This is a genomic window from Mycolicibacterium austroafricanum (assembly GCF_000612725.1).
GTDB lineage: Bacteria > Actinomycetota > Actinomycetes > Mycobacteriales > Mycobacteriaceae > Mycobacterium > Mycobacterium austroafricanum.
This window is the reverse complement of record NZ_HG964454.1, coordinates 395,562-411,394: the sequence shown is the minus strand read 5'-3', so window position 1 is coordinate 411,394 and position 15,833 is coordinate 395,562. Positions and strand designations below refer to the sequence as shown.

The window sequence follows — 15,833 nt, the reverse complement described above, 5'->3', positions numbered from 1 at the left end:
AGCGCCATGCCGACAGACGAGCTGCGCGACCTCGCCGAATCGCTGCATCGACTCGAGGCGGCGGCCGCCGCGGCGGACTGGGACGATGACGCGGCCCTGTCCCGCGCCGAGGCACAGGCCCGAGTCCAGCTCGCGGCCACGTCCGCCGGTGCCGACATCGCCGCGGCCGCGGCCGACCCCGGCTGGCTGGCGCTGGCCCAGAATCGCGGCAGCGCAGCGGCGCTGCTCGATCGTGCTCCGTCGTCGCCGGAGCAGGCGCGTGCGAATGCCGTTGTGGCGCTCGGGCTCGCCCGGACCGCGGTCGCAGAGGCCGTCCTCGCGGTGGCCGCTGCCCGCCGCGCCACCTCGGAGGCGACCGGGACGCCGACGCGGGCCGCCGCGCTGCACAGCTGGCTCCGGCGACTGGGCAGCCTCTCCGGGCCCGTCGCCGCCGAGATCCGTCACCTGCTGGCCGACAGGCCGCGTGCGGTCCTCGCACGTGTGGTGATCACGCTGGCGATGGCGCTGTCGCTGGTGAGCGTCTACCACGTGACCGGACTGGCCCGGTACGACGACGCCGGCCGGCTCACCCTCTATCTGTTCTCGGCGGTGATCGGCAGCGTGGTCTGCACCAATGCGCTGTGCTTCGAGGCCGCGCGGGTGCGCGCGATGCTGCAGCGCGGCGTACCCCTGTGGCGGATCCTGTTGGCGAAAAACCTCGCAATGGCTGCGCTCGTGACGCTGGCTGGGCTACCGGTCATCGCGCTGCTCACCGTGACCAGCGACGTCAACCCGGTGCAGCTGATCGATCAGCTCGTGACCATGGTGTTCATCTGGCTGGGCGTGGGCAACGTGCTCTCGGTTGTCTTCCCGCTTCGGCACGAGCCGGTGTCGGCACGTCTGCACGACGGGACGTGGAAGCCGTTCCTGCTCTCGTTCGCCATTTCCTATGGCGTCGGGCTGACGGTGAACCTGATGATCTACTGGCGCCTGTGGGCCAAGTACAAGGCGTCCACCGAGCTGGCCGGTGGTGCCTGGGCGGCGTTCACCATGGTGCTCGCCAGCGCGGTGCTGAGCTGGCTGCTGCTGACGGTGTTCGCGGTGGCGTGCAGCCGCGATCCCCGCATTCGCCGGGTGTTGTCGCGGGAGATGGTGGTGTACCGCAAGCCGCGGTGAGCGCGGTGGCCGTACGCTTACGCCGTGGCCGACGCGGCATTTCTGCTGTTGTCGATCCGCGGTGAGGACGAGGCCGCGGACGACGAATACGCGGCGATGATGCGCTTCGCAGGCCTCGACGAATCCGGTATGCGCCGAATCCGGCTGACCCACCGCGGGCTCGGCGACATCGACCTGACGCAGTGGTCCGGCATCATCCTCGGCGGTGGACCGTACAACGTCAGCGACGACCCGGCGTCGAAGTCACTGACGCAGATGCGTGTCGAGGAAGAGATGGCCGGGCTCCTCGCCGAGGTCATCGCCCGCGATTTCCCGTTTCTCGGCTGCTGCTACGGAATCGGAACGGTGGGCGCGGCGATCGGTGCCGTGATCGACCGCTCCCACAGCGAGCCGGTCGGCGGTGTCACCGTGGATCTCACCGACCAAGGTCGCCGGGATCCGCTGTTCTGCGTGTTGCCGGACACCTTCGACGCTTTCGGTGGACACAAGGAGGCGGTGTCATCGCTGCCCGGGGGCGCCGTTTCACTGGCCAGCTCCGCTGACTGTCCCGTCCAGGCGTTCCGGGTCGGCGCCAACGTCTACGCCACCCAGTTCCACCCGGAGCTCGACGTCGACGGGCTGTGCACCCGGATCGAGGTGTACAAGCACCACGGATACTTCGCCCCCGAGACGGCCGAATCGCTGAAGCACGATGCGCGGCAACGCACGGTGACGCACCCGATGGCGGTGCTGCGTGGATTCGTGCAGCGCTACGGCCGGGGGGCCGGGCTTCCGGTCAGCTCGCGCGTGCCGCCGCGCCCGGACTGACAATCTCGTCTTTCAGCGGTGCCAGCTTGGCGCCGATCTGACCGATGATGTCCACGCTCACCCCGAGATCGGCCAGCGTCTCCGCCAGGTGATCGACGACGCGGTCGAAGTGTGCGGGCGCGATGTCGAGGTGCGAGTGGGCTTCTCGCATGGAGCGCCCGAGGTAGGGCTCTGGTCCGCCGATCGCCGCGGCGATGAACGACCGCTGGTGGCCTTTGAGTCGTTTCATGTCGACACCGTCGAAATACGGGGTCAGTTCGGGGTCGGCGATCACCCTGCGGTAGAAGTCGTCGACGGCGGCCGTGACAGCCGCAGGGCCGCCGATCTGGTCGAAGATGCTCATCCTCCGAGCGTGGCCGCCCTCGGTAACGCCCGGCGCCGTGCCGTTTTGAGAACGCGTTAACTTGTTCTCACCGCAGACCCGCCGCCGAGGTGAGTTGCCGTCAGGACTGCGGGACCTCGAATTGCACACGGGCGGCCTGTTCAACGAAAAGCGAAAGGCGGGAACGCAATTCGCCGTGGGCAGCATCCTCGTCATATCCGCGGAAGGCGTCGGCGTCCTCGAAGTCGGCGACGATGGCGAAGTCCCAGTTGCCCTCGCGCAGGCCGGCGTCACTGCCCACCGTGTAGCGCACGGTCCCCGGGCAGTTCAGCGCACGGAAACCGTCCTGGAGGCGCCGCACCTCGGCGGCGTCATAGCCCGTCTTGAACTTGGCCAGAACCACGTGTCGGATCACGGAGAGACCCTAACAGGGGTCATCCGTTCACCGAGAATTATTCTTGACTCAGTCCAGAAAAGGGCGTACAACTTCTCATGTGACTTCGGACTACGCGGAACTCCTCCGCGGCGCGGATCTGCGCGTGACGCGTCCGAGAATAGCCGTCCTTGAGGCCGTCGAAGCGCATCCACACGCCGATACCGACACGATTTTCGGTGCCGTCCGGACGGCGCTGCCCGAGGTGTCCCGGCAGGCCGTCTACGACGTGCTCGCCGCGCTGACGGTGGTGGGGCTCGTACGCAAGATTCAGCCCTCGGGATCGGTCGCGCGCTACGAGACCCGGGTCGGCGACAACCACCACCACGTCGTGTGCCGGTCCTGCGGCGTCATCACCGACGTCGACTGCGCGGTCGGCGAGGCGCCCTGTCTGGTCCCGTCCGATCCGGACGGCAGCCTCGACGGCTTCGTCGTCGACGAAGCCGAGGTCGTGTACTGGGGGCTGTGCCCCGGGTGCCTGGCCGCGGAGATTTCACGATCACACCAGTGATCACAGTCCGATTCACCACTCCCGAAAGGAATTGCAGTGCCAGAAGCAACTGAACATCCCCCGATTGGCGAAGCTCAGACCGAGCCCGCCCAGAGCGGCTGTCCGATGGTCATCAAGCCGCCGGTGGAGGGTGGCAGTAACCGGGACTGGTGGCCCAATGCGGTCAACCTGAAGATGCTGCAGAAGGATCCCGAAGTCATCGACCCGATGGACGAAGGCTACGACTACCGCGAAGCCGTGCAGACGCTCGACGTCGACCAGCTGGCCCGGGATTTCGACGAGCTGTGCACCAACTCCCAGGACTGGTGGCCCGCCGACTTCGGTCATTACGGCCCGCTGTTCATCCGGATGTCGTGGCACGCTGCAGGCACCTACCGGGTACAGGACGGCCGCGGCGGCGCCGGAAAGGGCATGCAACGGTTCGCGCCGCTGAACAGCTGGCCCGACAACGTCAGCCTGGACAAGGCCCGCCGGTTGCTGTGGCCGCTGAAGAAGAAGTACGGCAAGAAGCTGTCGTGGTCCGACCTCATCGTCTACGCCGGAAACCGGGCGATGGAGAACATGGGCTTCAAGACGGCCGGATTCGCGTTCGGCCGCCCGGATTACTGGGAGCCCGAGGAGGACGTCTACTGGGGCGCCGAGCACGAGTGGCTCGGCTCGCAGGATCGATACGCCGGCGCCAACGGTGACCGGACCAAGCTGGAGAACCCGCTCGGCGCCAGCCATATGGGCCTGATCTACGTCAACCCCGAAGGCCCCGAGGGTAATCCGGATCCGATCGCCGCGGCCATCGACATCCGCGAGACGTTCGGGCGGATGGCGATGAACGATGTCGAGACCGCCGCGCTGATCGTCGGTGGGCACACCTTCGGCAAGACCCACGGCGCCACCGACATCGTGAACGGTCCGGAGCCCGAGGCGGCGCCGCTGGAGCAGATGGGCCTCGGCTGGAGCAACCCGGGTGTCGGCAACGACACCGTCAGCAGCGGTCTCGAGGTGACCTGGACCCACACCCCCACCAAGTGGGACAACTCGTTCCTGGAGATCCTCTACGGCAACGAATGGGAACTGTTCAAGAGCCCGGCCGGCGCCAATCAGTGGCGCCCGAAGGACAACGGCTGGGCCAACTCGGTACCGATGGCGCAGGGCACCGGCAAGACCCACCCGGCGATGCTGACCACCGACCTGTCGATGCGGATGGATCCGATCTACGGCGAGATCACCCGCCGCTGGCTGGACCATCCCGAGGAACTGGCCGAGGAATACGCCAAGGCCTGGTTCAAGCTGCTGCATCGTGACATGGGCCCGGTCCAGCGCTACCTCGGGCCGCTGGTGCCCACGCAGACCTGGCTGTGGCAGGACATCGTCCCGGCCGGCAAGCCGCTGTCGGACGCCGATGTCGCCACCCTCAAGGGAGCCATCGCCGATTCGGGTCTGACTGTGCAACAGCTGGTTTCGACCGCATGGAAGGCCGCCTCGTCGTTCCGCATCAGCGACATGCGTGGTGGTGCCAACGGTGGCCGGATCAGGCTGCAGCCCCAGTTGGGCTGGGAGTCCAACGAACCCGACGAGTTGGCGCAGGTCATCAGCAAGCTGGAGGAGATCCAGGGGTCGTCCGGGATCGACGTGTCGTTCGCCGACCTGGTCGTGCTCGGCGGCAACGTGGGAATCGAAACTGCCGCCAAGGCGGCCGGATTCGACATCGAGGTGCCGTTCAGCTCGGGCCGTGGCGATGCCACCCAGGAGCAGACCGACGTCGAGGCGTTCTCCTACCTGGAACCCAAGGCGGACGGCTTCCGTAACTACGTCGGCAAGGGCCTGAACCTGCCTGCCGAGTACCAGCTCATCGATCAGGCCAACCTGCTCAACCTGTCGGCCCCGCAGATGACCGTGCTGATCGGTGGCCTGCGGGCACTCGGCATCACCCACGGTGACAGCAAGCTCGGCGTACTCACCGACACGCCGGGTCAGCTCACGAACGACTACTTCGTCAACCTCACCGACATGGGCGTCAAGTGGGCGCCGGCCCCCGCGGACGACGGCACCTACGTCGGCACCGACCGGGACACCGGTGAGGTGAAGTACACGGCCAGCCGCGTCGACCTGCTGTTCGGTTCGAACTCGCAGCTGCGGGCGCTGGCCGAGGTCTACGCCGAAGACGATTCCAGGGACAAGTTCGTCAAGGATTTCGTCGCCGCGTGGGTCAACGTCATGGATGCCGACCGTTACGACATCGGCAAGGGAGCCTGATCCCACCTGACACCGAAAGGGGCGCCCGGACTTCCGGGCGCCCCTTTTGTGTACGGCCCGGAAGGTTGTGTACGGCCTAGAAGGGATGCAGTTTCGCGCCGATCAGCGGTGCGATCTTCTGCGCCATGTACGTGTGACCGGCGTCGGTGGGATGTACACCGTCCGCGCCGATCAGCTCGGGCCTGCCGACAAACCACCGGGCGGCGATCGGGTCGACGAATGAAGCACCGGCCAGATCGGCCTGATAACCCAGGACGTCGCGGATGCGCAGCACCTCCGGGGGCGGATCCGCCGTGGGCCATGGCGGCCCGATGACGAGCAGATCGGCAGAAGGGGCGATCTGGCGGGCCAACTTGAATGTGCCGTACATCGCGATCGACAGCCGTGTGGGGTCGACGTTGATGTCGTTGCGGGATCCGAAGAACACCACGAGCAGGTCGCTGGGCTTGACCGCCCTGACCGTCAGATCCTCGAACACGCTGCCACGGTTGCCTCGTGTGCAGTAGCCGGCCCCGCCCTCGGCGGCCACGGTCGGCGTCACCGCGATCCCGTCGTCGGTCAGCGACTCCCACACCTGCGGCATCCAGCCTTTCAGACCGTTACCGCCCTGATCGCTGCCGGTGGTGTAGGAGTCGCCGACCACCGCGATGCGGTTTGCGGCGAAATCGAGGTGGCGCACCTCCCGGTGCTGGTGTTCAGGAACCTGGGCGAACCCCGAGGCGAACAGCACCACGAGGGAAAGCGCCACTGTCAGAAGACGACTCACTGCATCAGCCTAGTTTCGCGGATGCGTGAGAGCCCGGTGACGCGCCGTCAACCCGCACGCGCGGCGACCGGTTTCAGTCGTCCTGCGGCGGTTTCGGTGGGTTGTGCGGGCCGAGCGCGGTTCGGCTCGACCATGCGACGCATCCACCGCCGCGCCGGCTCTTCGACCACGTGGTAGAGCAGTGCCGCCGCGACGCCGGCGAACAGGATCAGCCCGAGGACCACGAACTTGGCCCACCAGCTCGGTGCCAGCTGGATGCCGAACTGCAGGACGGCCCAGTTCCACGCGGTGTGCACGATCTCGTGAACCATGTAGAGGCCGAACGAGATGTGGCCGAGGTACACCATCACCGGGGTGGACAGCAGTGCGGGCAGGGTGCCGGCGCCGATCGCCAGCGTGATCACCAGCGGGACGAAGAGCACGTCGACCAACCCACCCGCGTCGAGCATGTCGCCGGGGCGATTGGCGTCGAGCAGGTACAGTCCGCCGACGATGGCGGCGCCCATCAGCAGCGAGGCGACCCCCGCCGCTTTCTGCGTGCGGTCGGTGAGCACGAGTTTGCGCACGGCCGCACAGGCCAGCGCTCCCGCCGTGAACTGCATGACGATGCGCGGCAGCCAACTCCACGGTGTGTAGAACACTCCGTGTGCCAGCAGCAGCAGGGTCGGGGCCAGCGCCGCCGCAATCGCGAGCCAGATGAGTCCGCGCGCTCTGGTCGCCGACGCGATCCGGAAGATGATGAGCACCAGACCCCCGAACAGGAGGTAGGCCAACCATTCGGCGCTGATCGACCACGCGGGCCCGTTCCAGCTCGACCCGTCGAAGTACGGCTGGAACCACAACTGCGTCAGCAACACCTGCTTGAGCCAGCTCATCGCGTTCAGCGACTCGATGACCGGGGGCGGCAGCGGATGACCACCGACGTAGAGCGTGAAGATCGCGAACGCGGCGGCCAGGTGCATCGTCACCAGGTACACCGGCCAGACCCGGGCCAGGCGCAACCAGAGGAAGCGCAGCGTCGATCTCGTCGACCAGCTCTCCCCCATCCGGTCGAGGTAGTTCCACGTCAGGACGAACCCGCTCAGGATGAAGAAGAGATCGACGCCCTGCGCGCCTGCGTTGAGGATCGGCGCCAGCGCGCTGTTGAAGCCGGGGGCGGCCTCGGCGAGAAGCGGACGGAAGTGGAAGAGGACGACCCAGAGAGCGGCGACGATGCGCAAGCCAGACAAGGCTCTGATCTCTCCGGTGCGCACACGACTCATTTCGTAACATTCCAGGCGGTTTGCAGGCAGCGTCGTCGGTGACAGCCGCGGGCCGATCCCGCGGGAGACGGCGATACGGCAGGGCCGCCTCCCCGTGATCGAAACCCGGCGACCGGTCGCAGATTACCAGCGGCCCCGGCGTACCGGTGGCGCGCAACGCCGCGGCGCGGGTTGGCCACAGCGTGTGCTGGGTCCGGGTATTCTCCAGAAGTTGTCAATCGAACAAATCGGCCCGCGCGGTCAGCGCGCGCCATCGGGGGTGTCGGGTCACATGCTTGCCCCGAATGACGGGGACTCGTTGTCACTGCTCCTCGTCGAGGACGATCGCGGGGATGCGATCCTGGTCGAAGAGCTGATCGCCGACGCCGGAGGCGATATCCAGGTGGTCTGGGCCGAGTCGATGGCCAGGGCCGAGCAGGAGATCGCGATCGCGCGCCCCGACTGCATCCTGCTCGATCTCCATCTGCACGACACCGACGGAATCGACGGCGTCAACCGGATCGCCAAATACGACGCGACACTTCCCATCGTCGTGCTGACGGGCCTCAACGACGAACATGTCGGTGTGTCGGCGGTGTCCGCAGGCGCTCAGGACTACCTCGTCAAGGACCGGGTGGATCCCGAGGTGCTGCGCCGCGCGGTGCTCTACGCCATCGAGCGCAAACGCGCCGAGCTCACCGCCGTCGATCTGCACGCCAGCCAGCTGCGGGCACGCGAGAACGCCCGACTCGAGCGCGGGCTGCTGCCCTCGCCCCTGCTACTCGACGATCCCGGTGTGGAGATCGTCGCCCAGTATCAGCCCAGCCGCGAGAACGCGCTGCTCGGCGGAGACTTCTACGACTTCGTGCAGACGCCGGACCGCACCGTGCATGTGATGATCGGCGACGTGGCGGGCCACGGCCCGGATGAGGCGGCACTCGGGGTGGCGTTGCGCATCGCCTGGCGCGCACTGACTTTCGCGGGACTGCGCGGCTCGGATCGCATGCGGCAGCTGGAGCGGATCCTGCGCGCCGAGAGGGGTGGCCGCGGCATCTTCGCGACGGTGCTCAGCCTCGCCATCCCTCCGGAGGGGCCGATGATCACCGCTATCCGCGCCGGGCATCCTGGCATGCTGCTACACGGCGGCGGCACCGTCGACTGGGTCGAGCCCGCCGGCGGCCCTGCGCTCGGCCTGCACGGCAGTGACTGGACCCCGCAGCAGGTGGAGCTACCCGAGGGCAAGGGTCTGGTGCTGCTCACCGACGGTCTCTTCGAGGGGCATATCGGCAGCGGCAACGAGCGACTCGGCGAAGAGGGCCTGCTCGAGTTGGCCCGCTCGCTGGCCGCACTGCCCGGTCGGGCGTTCGTCCACGCGCTGATCAACGCCGTCGAGGAGCGCGCCGCGGCGCACGGCGGGATCAGCGACGACATCGCGGTCGTCCGGGTGGAACGAACCCCGCGCGCATGAGCCCTGACCAGCGCGGAGTGCGGGCACTCACGGTGCAGGGTTGGCAGTACCTGGTGCTGTCGGTGATGGGCTTCGTGGTGCTGACCGGCGGGATCATGGTGGCCGTCCTGCTCAACCGCACCGATCAGGTGTCCGGCCAACTCATCGAACGCATCCAGCCTGCGCGGGTCGCGGCCCTCCAGATGCAGGCGGCGATACGCGACCAGGAGACCGCGGTGCGCGGCTATCTGATCACAGCGGACCTCCGGTTCCTGAAACCCTACGACGAGGGCCGCGCCGCCGAGCAGCAGGCGTCCGCGGACATCCGGCAACTCGAGCAGGACCGCCCCGATCTGCTCGATGACCTCGACGCCATCGAACAGGCGTCCGGATCGTGGCGGACGAACTACGCCGAACCGGTCGTCGCCGACGTGCGCCCTGGTGACCCGGGCTCGGTCGACCCCGAGCTGACTGCGATCGGCCAAGCCGACTTCGACGCGCTGCGGGTTCTTTTCGACACCCAGAACGAGAATCTCGCGCAGGCGCGTGACGCCGACATCGCAGAGCTGGAGCGGATGCGAACCCTCCGGAATGCGGTCCTTCTGGCGATGGCGGTGACGTTCGCGGTGACCGTCGTTGCGCTCGCGGTGCTGCTGCGGCGCGCGCTGGTACGGCCGCTGTCGCGGTTGGCCGCGTCGTGCCGGCGGATCGCAGAAGGCAACTTCGGTGAGCGGATCGTCCCGCAGGGGCCTCGCGACATCCGCCTGATCAGCCTCGACGTGGAGCACATGCGTCAGCGGATCGTCGAGGAGCTGGAGGCGTCACGCGCCGCCACCGAAGCGCTCGACGAACAGGCCGAAGAGCTGCGGCGTTCCAACGCCGAGCTGGAGCAGTTCGCCTATGTGGCCTCGCACGACCTGCAGGAGCCGCTGCGCAAGGTCGCGTCGTTCTGTCAGCTGCTGGAGAAGCGCTACGGGGACCAACTCGACGAACGTGGGGTCGAATACATCGGTTTCGCCGTAGACGGCGCCAAGCGCATGCAGATCCTCATCAATGATCTGCTCACCTTCTCCCGGGTCGGGCGGCTCAACGCCACCGAGACCGAGGTCGACCTCGACGAGGCGCTCGACAATGCGCTGAGCAATCTCGCTACGGCGGTCGAGGAATCTGACGCGGTGATCGAGCGGCCGGTCGGCGGCCTGCCGACGGTCAAGGGTGATCCCACGCTGCTGACCATGTTGTGGCAGAACCTGATCGGCAACGCCGTGAAGTTCCGCAGGGAAGGGGTGGCTCCCCGGATCGTGATCGACGTCGCGCAGAGCGGTGACGACGACGCACAGAGTTGGTCCTTCTCATTGGCGGACAACGGCATCGGCATCGCTGCCGAGTTCACCGACAAGGTCTTCGTCATCTTCCAGCGCCTGCACGGTCGTGACGCGTACAGCGGGACGGGCATCGGCCTGGCGCTGTGCAAGAAGATCGTCGAACATCACGGCGGCACCATCTGGATCGACTCCTCATACACCGAAGGCACCCGCTTCCGCTTCACGCTGCCGATGACCGTGGATGACACGGCGACCCCCCTCCTGGAAGGATCGACCCCATGACACCGGCCGAGCGCGCGATCGACGTCCTGCTCATCGAGGACGATCCCGGAGACGAGCTGATCACGCGGGAAGCGTTTGAACACAACAAGATCAAAAACACGCTGCACGTCGCGCACGACGGCGAGGAAGGCCTGGACTTCCTGTACCGGCGTGGCGCGTACACCGATGCGCCGCGGCCCGACCTGGTCCTGCTCGACCTCAACCTGCCCAAGTACGACGGGCGTCAACTGCTCGAGCAGATCAAATCCGATCCGGATCTCAGCCACATCCCGGTGGTCGTGCTGACGACCTCGTCGGCAGAAGAGGACATTCTGCGCAGCTACAAACTGCACGCCAACGCCTACGTCACCAAACCGGTCGATCTGGACCAGTTCATGAACGCCGTCCGGCAGATCGACGAGTTCTTCGTGCAGGTGGTCCGGCTACCCCAGTTCTGACGTGGAACTCCCCCGCCCGGACCCGGCGGCGCCGCATCTGGCCGACGTGACCCCGTCGGTGCTCGCGGCGATGGGCGTCACCGGTTTCCCGCCGCGCATTCCGCTTCCCTACGACGTGGCAGGCGCGTGCGTGCTGCTCATCGACGGGCTGGGTGCCGAATTGTTGGACGCTCACGCGCAGGATGCACCCGTGCTGGCCGGCCTGCGCGGCATGACCCTGCAGGTCGGCTTCCCCGCCACCACGGCGGCCGGCCTGGCGGCCGTCGGCACCGGGTGCCGCTCCGGCGAGCACGGCATGGTCGGCATGTCCTTCCGCCTGCCGGACGTCGGCGTCATCAATGCACTGAGATGGCGCCCGCATCCCTGGGGCGACGACCTGCGCGAGACGGCCGTCCCGGAGGTCGTGCAACCGCGAGCGACGATCTTCGAGCGTGCCGTGTCGGCCGGTGTCGCGGTCAGTGTGATCTCCGGTGCCCAGTTCGCGGGTTCAGGCCTGACGCGCGCGGTGCTGCGCGGCGGCGACTACGTGGGGGTGCACGCACTGGGAGACCTCGCGGCCACCATCGGTGCCACCATCGCCGGAGGCGGATTCTGTTACGGCTACCACGCCGACCTCGATCTGGTGGGCCACCTGCACGGTCCCGGCTCGCAGGCCTGGCGGTTGCAACTCCGGCAGGTCGACAGGATGGTGGAGTCCATCGTCGAGGGACTGCCGAGCGGCGGCCTGCTCGCCGTGGTCGCCGACCACGGCATGGTGGCGGTGGACGGCGACGTCATCGACATCGACGCCATCGGCGCGCTCCGCGACGGCACGGAGGCGATCGGCGGCGAGGTTCGCGCCCGTCACATTTACACCAGGCCCGGAGCCGCCTCCGACGTGCTGGCTGTCTGGCGGGAAGTCCTCGGTGAACGCGCATGGACCGTCTCCGGTGAGGAGGCGGTGGCGGCGGGGTGGTTCGGCGAACACGTCGCCGACGAGGTCCGTCCGCGGATCGGCGACGTGGTGGCAGCCGCGAGAGGCTCCACGGGCCTGCTCCGTCGCACCACCGAACCGGTCGAATCTTCGCTGGTAGGCCAGCACGGATCGCTGACCGATGCGGAACAGCGGATACCGCTGCTGCTGGCCCACCGCTGAGCGACTGCACAGCGGGGGCCGGAACGTAGCCCGGCAAACACATTCCGCGGCCGCCTGCTGCGGTCGCCCGGGCCGCGGAAAGTGGCCTCTCTGACGTCGAAAACGGCTGCTGCACAACTGCTTTGACTAAGCTACAGGTACTTGCGGCGGATGCACCCCAACGGGGCATGCGCACAACGCATTTCGTGAGATACCCGCCTCGCAATCGCGTATTGTGCCTGCCGTCACAGATTTTGGCCGTATTAGAGACCCTCTGTTAATGTCCGTCCGCATGTTTGCTCTCGCAACACTCTTGACGCTTGTCAACCAGGTGTCGGGCACTCCCTACGTGTCCGGCGGTGACTCCCCCGCCGGTACGGACTGCTCGGGTCTGGTGTCGTGGGTGACCAACGCAGCGACCGGCAGGCCGGTCTACGGCGACCGATTCCACACCGGCAACATCGAGAGCGCGCTGCTGGCCCGCGGCTTCCAGTACGGAACCCAGCCCGGTGCGCTGGTGGTGGGCTGGAACCGTGGCCACACCGCGGTCACCCTGCCCGACGGCACCCCCGTCTCCTCCGGCGAGGGCGGCGGGGTGAAGATCGGCGGTGGTGGCGCCTACCAGGAGCAGTTCACCAACCACATGTTTCTGCCTGCACCCGCTGAGGCTGTGCCGGCCCCCGATCCTGTGCTCGCGCCGCCGATGAGCCCGTTCCCGCCTCCGCCGGGTGCCGTGCCTCCCCCGCCGCCCCCGCCTCCGGCGGGTCCCGTCGTGCTGATGGGTCAGCAGGCTCCGGTTCCCCCGCCGCCCGGGGCTCCCGTTCCACCGGCGCCTGGGGCTCCCGTTCCACCGGCACCCTGAGCCGGCCCCGATTCGGCGGGCACTACCGTCTGTGCGGTGATCGTGCTGCTGCCGCCCTCAGAGACCAAGCGCCCCGGCGGCGACGGACCGGCCCTCGCGTTGGACGCGATGAGCTTTCCCCTCCTGCGGGACACCCGGGAGGAGCTGGTCGGCGAACTGGCCGAGCTCGCCGCCGATCGGCCCGCCAGCCGTAAGGCCCTCGGCATCTCGGCGTCCCAGGATGCAGAGATCGACCGCAACGCCGCCCTGCGCACCGCGCCCACGCTGCCGGCCATCCATCGGTACACCGGCGTGCTCTACGACGCGTTGGACGTCGAATCCCTGCACGGCACGGCGGCCGGTCGTGCGCGGTCTCGGTTGGCCGTCGTGTCCGCGCTGTTCGGTCTGATCCGGGCCGGCGACCGCATCCCGGCCTACCGGCTGTCCGCCGGGTCAAAACTGCCGGGCCGCCCGACGCTGGCGGCGCGGTGGAAGCCGGCCCTCGAACCGGTACTCGCCGAACTCGCCGAGAACGAGTTGGTCGTCGACCTGCGGTCGGGTTCCTATGCCGCGCTGGGCAAGGTGCCCGACGCGGTGACGGTCGACGTCGTGGCCGAGCATGCCGACGGGCGGCGCACCACCGTCAGCCACTTCAACAAGGCGCACAAGGGGCGGCTGGCCCGCGCGCTGGCCACCACGCGCGCCGAGCCCGCCGACGCCGCAGCCGTGGCGGCGGTGGCCAGACGCGCCGGGATGCGCGTCGAGCGGCGCGGCGACCACCTGACCGTCGTGGTGGCCGCTTGAAAACCCTTGGGGCGCAGGATCAGAGAGAAAGAATGAAGTCGGTGGTGTAGAACTCCGCCGGCGTGTGCGAGAACGGGCTGGGTCGCGTGACCGAGGCCCACACACCGGTGGCGCCGGACGCGATCGGGCCGCGGACCGTCACGGCGCCCGATCCCGCGGCGTCGGTGAACAGCGTCCCTGCCAACACGCCGGGAGCGCCGGCATGACAGCTCTCCGCGGATGAGCGCGGCAGCTGGATCACCCGGACGTCGTACGGCGTGTTCGGAACCCCGGTCGCCATCTGCAGATCGGCCACCAACTCGCCCGCCTCGACTCGGAACTGGCCGACCAGCCTGCCGTAGGCACGGGGGCCGGTGTAGGCGAACTTGCTGAAGTCGCAACGCCGCCACGTCTGGCTGAACGGTGCGGTGACAGTTCCCGCCGACACATCCGGCTGGGCCAGCGCCACTCCGGCGCCACCCGGTGCCACCCCGAGTCCGGATACGGCGACGGCGGCGGCGGCCAGGGCGATTCGTGCGCGCATTCGCAAATCCTCTCACCCCGGGCCCTGCCGTGGACCGGGTCGGTCCATCCGTTGACGTCCGAGGGCCGACGCGGGAAACTTCGCCTCGATGTCGACACTGTGGCTGTACGCGCGCATCCAGGGCATGGCCCTGCTCTTCGGGCTCGTCGGCCCGATCTTCCTGTTCGTCTACTTCGCCGCCCAACCCGACCCCACGTTGCGATGGATGTACTGGTGGGGCCTGCTCATCACCGCCGCCGACATCCTCATCGCGCTGGCCGTCACCGATTCGGTGGTGAGCAGAGACCGCGACATCGCCGACAAGGCCGCCAGACTGCCCCGGTCCAGGAGAGACTGACGCCATGGGATACCCCGGCCACGTGCTGCCCGCCCAGCCGCGACGCTCGGGCGCCGACATCGCGGTCTCGATCGTCGTGCTGGTGCTCACGGTGCTCTTCGGTGCCGTGGCGGCGTTCCTCGGCGTGTTCTCGCTCGCCTTCCTTGACCACTGCCCTCCGGCGACCTGCAGCGTCGATGGCGCCGTCAATGCCGTGTTCACCGCGCTGCTCGCCGCAGCCGGAATCGGGCTGGCCGGCCTGGTGGTGACCGTGATCCAGCTCGTGCGCCGAAAAACCGCGTGGCCCTTCGCGGTCGGCACCTTCGTGCTGTGTGTGTCGGCGGTGTTGCTGGGCGGCGTCGGCTATACCGCGGCGGTCAGCTGATGAGAGACATTCGGGAACTGGCGGATTCGCCACAGGACTACGCCGAGGAACTGCGGCGGCGATGGGGCGGCCTGCTCAGCTACCGCTACATCGGGCGCAGCTACGCGCAGATGGATCTGGGCCCGGAGGACAACACCGTCGCGATCCGCCGTGACATGCGCGCCGGCGCCGGTGGGCTGCTGCTGGCGGTGCTCGGCATCGCCTCACCGGAAGGCGGGCACATGTCCGACCTGGAGGCAGTGCCCAACCCGGTGATCCACTCCTGCCAGGTGGTCGACCCCGGCGTAGGGGTCAGCCGCATCGAGATCGTCTCCGAAGAGCTCAAGCGCGGCAGACAGATGGGATACAGCCGGTCCAAGATCGTCGACGCCGACAATCCCGCTCGGGTGCTCGCGCTGACCGAGGGGCAGGGAATCAGCATCGGCGTGCCGCCCGACGGCCTTCAGCGGATGCCGGCCAACCCGCTCGACATCGTGGACTCCCCGGAGCTGCCGCCGCTGTGGGAGGTGTTCGGCGCGCGGCTGCGCACCGACGGGCGCTGGGCGTTGCCGGAACTGTCGGTCGACGTCGCCTCCCCTGACGCGGCGCTGCACATCGGCCCGCAGTTCGTGGCACTGGAGACCGCGGCCATCCACCGCGCCGCCGCGGTGGCAAGCACGACCCACTTGCACGGCGTCTCCTCCCACGTCATGTTCGTCGCGCGCGGCAAGGTGGGTCCGTTCCGGGTCGAGACCGAGCCGCTGCCCGGCGCCGGTGGCCGCATTGCGGTGCGCGTGACCATGCACGACGAGGGCGCAGGCGACCGTCTCATCACGGTCGGTTCCTACCTGTTCGCCGGAGCCGATCAAGCGGCCGACTGAGGCGTGGGACACTT

General features: G+C 68.1%; 18 protein-coding genes. 13 read left to right on the top strand and 5 right to left on the bottom strand.

Annotated elements, in window-relative coordinates; genetic code table 11:
* Positions 1-6: 6 nt before the first annotated feature.
* Together BN976_RS18955 and BN976_RS18950 are read left to right on the top strand one after the other, a co-directional pair.
* On the top strand, positions 7-1,155 hold the full coding sequence (locus tag BN976_RS18955; RefSeq protein ID WP_011780189.1) for a hypothetical protein: 1,149 nt from the start codon (positions 7-9) through the stop codon (positions 1,153-1,155).
* A gap of 24 nt (positions 1,156-1,179) precedes the next feature.
* Positions 1,180-1,962, top strand: a complete 783-nt coding sequence (locus BN976_RS18950; RefSeq protein ID WP_036372889.1) for a glutamine amidotransferase — start codon at positions 1,180-1,182, stop codon at positions 1,960-1,962.
* Here the strand turns inward: BN976_RS18950 and BN976_RS18945 are convergent.
* Entirely contained in the window at positions 1,931-2,305 is a 375-nt protein-coding gene (locus BN976_RS18945; RefSeq protein ID WP_011780191.1) for a group I truncated hemoglobin, read from the bottom strand. The genes BN976_RS18950 and BN976_RS18945 overlap by 32 nt on opposite strands.
* 100 nt (positions 2,306-2,405) lie before the next feature.
* The gene (locus tag BN976_RS18940) at positions 2,406-2,699 is read right to left on the bottom strand and encodes a Dabb family protein (RefSeq protein ID WP_011780192.1); all 294 of its coding nucleotides are present in this window, start codon (positions 2,697-2,699) and stop codon (positions 2,406-2,408) included.
* A 79-nt stretch (positions 2,700-2,778) separates the two neighbouring features.
* Between BN976_RS18940 and BN976_RS18935 the strand changes: the two genes are divergently transcribed.
* Both BN976_RS18935 and katG read left to right on the top strand, forming a co-directional pair.
* Entirely contained in the window at positions 2,779-3,228 is a 450-nt protein-coding gene (locus BN976_RS18935) for a Fur family transcriptional regulator (RefSeq protein WP_036372888.1), read from the top strand.
* Between the two features lie 105 nt (positions 3,229-3,333).
* Complete coding sequence (gene katG, locus BN976_RS18930) at positions 3,334-5,478, top strand: catalase/peroxidase HPI (RefSeq protein WP_234935595.1); 2,145 nt, start codon at positions 3,334-3,336, stop codon at positions 5,476-5,478.
* Between the two features lie 76 nt (positions 5,479-5,554).
* Here katG and BN976_RS18925 read toward each other — a convergent pair whose 3' ends face one another.
* Both BN976_RS18925 and BN976_RS18920 read right to left on the bottom strand, forming a co-directional pair.
* Positions 5,555-6,244 (bottom strand): Rv0518 family GDSL lipase, encoded by a 690-nt coding sequence (locus BN976_RS18925; RefSeq protein ID WP_036372885.1) that lies wholly within the window; start codon positions 6,242-6,244, stop codon positions 5,555-5,557.
* Between the two features lie 47 nt (positions 6,245-6,291).
* Complete coding sequence (locus tag BN976_RS18920; protein ID WP_011780196.1) at positions 6,292-7,506, bottom strand: acyltransferase family protein; 1,215 nt, start codon at positions 7,504-7,506, stop codon at positions 6,292-6,294.
* 271 nt (positions 7,507-7,777) lie between these two features.
* Here BN976_RS18920 and BN976_RS18915 point away from each other — a divergent pair, with 271 nt between their 5' ends.
* The 6 genes from BN976_RS18915 to yaaA all read left to right on the top strand — a co-directional run bounded on the left by BN976_RS18915 (position 7,778) and on the right by yaaA (position 13,735).
* A complete protein-coding gene (locus BN976_RS18915; protein ID WP_036373239.1) occupies positions 7,778-8,953 on the top strand; it encodes a PP2C family protein-serine/threonine phosphatase in 1,176 nt (391 codons plus the stop codon).
* A complete protein-coding gene (locus BN976_RS18910; protein ID WP_036372883.1) occupies positions 8,950-10,539 on the top strand; it encodes a sensor histidine kinase in 1,590 nt (529 codons plus the stop codon). Before BN976_RS18915 ends, BN976_RS18910 begins: the two co-directional genes overlap by 4 nt.
* Complete coding sequence (locus tag BN976_RS18905; protein ID WP_011780199.1) at positions 10,536-10,976, top strand: response regulator; 441 nt, start codon at positions 10,536-10,538, stop codon at positions 10,974-10,976. The genes BN976_RS18910 and BN976_RS18905 overlap by 4 nt, the downstream gene beginning before the upstream one ends.
* A 1-nt stretch (position 10,977) precedes the next feature.
* On the top strand, positions 10,978-12,111 hold the full coding sequence (locus BN976_RS18900) for an alkaline phosphatase family protein (protein WP_036372881.1): 1,134 nt from the start codon (positions 10,978-10,980) through the stop codon (positions 12,109-12,111).
* Between the two features lie 271 nt (positions 12,112-12,382).
* The gene (locus BN976_RS18895) at positions 12,383-12,952 is read left to right on the top strand and encodes an NlpC/P60 family protein (RefSeq protein ID WP_036373237.1); all 570 of its coding nucleotides are present in this window, start codon (positions 12,383-12,385) and stop codon (positions 12,950-12,952) included.
* A 36-nt stretch (positions 12,953-12,988) separates the two neighbouring features.
* Positions 12,989-13,735: a peroxide stress protein YaaA gene (gene yaaA, locus BN976_RS18890; protein WP_036372880.1), complete on the top strand. Its 747-nt coding sequence runs from the start codon at positions 12,989-12,991 to the stop codon at positions 13,733-13,735.
* 19 nt (positions 13,736-13,754) lie between these two features.
* On the opposite strand, the gene BN976_RS18885 is transcribed toward yaaA, so the two are convergent.
* Positions 13,755-14,258 (bottom strand): hypothetical protein, encoded by a 504-nt coding sequence (locus BN976_RS18885; protein WP_011780203.1) that lies wholly within the window; start codon positions 14,256-14,258, stop codon positions 13,755-13,757.
* Positions 14,259-14,346: 88 nt separating this feature from the next.
* On the opposite strand from BN976_RS18885, the gene BN976_RS18880 reads away from it, so the two are divergent.
* From BN976_RS18880 to BN976_RS18870, 3 genes are read left to right on the top strand one after another with little or no spacing between them, the layout of a single operon-like run.
* Positions 14,347-14,595, top strand: a complete 249-nt coding sequence (locus BN976_RS18880) for a hypothetical protein (RefSeq protein ID WP_011780204.1) — start codon at positions 14,347-14,349, stop codon at positions 14,593-14,595.
* A gap of 4 nt (positions 14,596-14,599) precedes the next feature.
* The gene (locus BN976_RS18875) at positions 14,600-14,959 is read left to right on the top strand and encodes a hypothetical protein (protein ID WP_011780205.1); all 360 of its coding nucleotides are present in this window, start codon (positions 14,600-14,602) and stop codon (positions 14,957-14,959) included.
* Positions 14,956-15,819 carry a hypothetical protein gene (locus tag BN976_RS18870; RefSeq protein WP_036373234.1) on the top strand — a complete coding sequence of 288 codons (864 nt, stop codon included), beginning with the start codon at positions 14,956-14,958 and terminating at the stop codon, positions 15,817-15,819. Before BN976_RS18875 ends, BN976_RS18870 begins: the two co-directional genes overlap by 4 nt.
* Positions 15,820-15,833: the final 14 nt, after the last annotated feature.

Excerpts from the sequence above, each read along its gene's own strand:
- BN976_RS18955 (WP_011780189.1), top strand. The coding sequence starts at position 7 with ATGCCGACAGACGAGCTGCGCGACCTCGCCGAATCGCTGCATCGACTC.
- BN976_RS18945 (WP_011780191.1), bottom strand. The coding sequence starts at position 2,305 with ATGAGCATCTTCGACCAGATCGGCGGCCCTGCGGCTGTCACGGCCGCC.
- katG (WP_234935595.1), top strand. The coding sequence starts at position 3,334 with ATGGTCATCAAGCCGCCGGTGGAGGGTGGCAGTAACCGGGACTGGTGG.
- BN976_RS18920 (WP_011780196.1), bottom strand. The coding sequence starts at position 7,506 with ATGAGTCGTGTGCGCACCGGAGAGATCAGAGCCTTGTCTGGCTTGCGC.
- BN976_RS18915 (WP_036373239.1), top strand. The coding sequence starts at position 7,778 with ATGCTTGCCCCGAATGACGGGGACTCGTTGTCACTGCTCCTCGTCGAG.
- BN976_RS18910 (WP_036372883.1), top strand. The coding sequence starts at position 8,950 with ATGAGCCCTGACCAGCGCGGAGTGCGGGCACTCACGGTGCAGGGTTGG.
- BN976_RS18905 (WP_011780199.1), top strand. The coding sequence starts at position 10,536 with ATGACACCGGCCGAGCGCGCGATCGACGTCCTGCTCATCGAGGACGAT.
- BN976_RS18895 (WP_036373237.1), top strand. The coding sequence starts at position 12,383 with ATGTTTGCTCTCGCAACACTCTTGACGCTTGTCAACCAGGTGTCGGGC.
- BN976_RS18885 (WP_011780203.1), bottom strand. The coding sequence starts at position 14,258 with ATGCGCGCACGAATCGCCCTGGCCGCCGCCGCCGTCGCCGTATCCGGA.
- BN976_RS18880 (WP_011780204.1), top strand. The coding sequence starts at position 14,347 with ATGTCGACACTGTGGCTGTACGCGCGCATCCAGGGCATGGCCCTGCTC.
- BN976_RS18875 (WP_011780205.1), top strand. The coding sequence starts at position 14,600 with ATGGGATACCCCGGCCACGTGCTGCCCGCCCAGCCGCGACGCTCGGGC.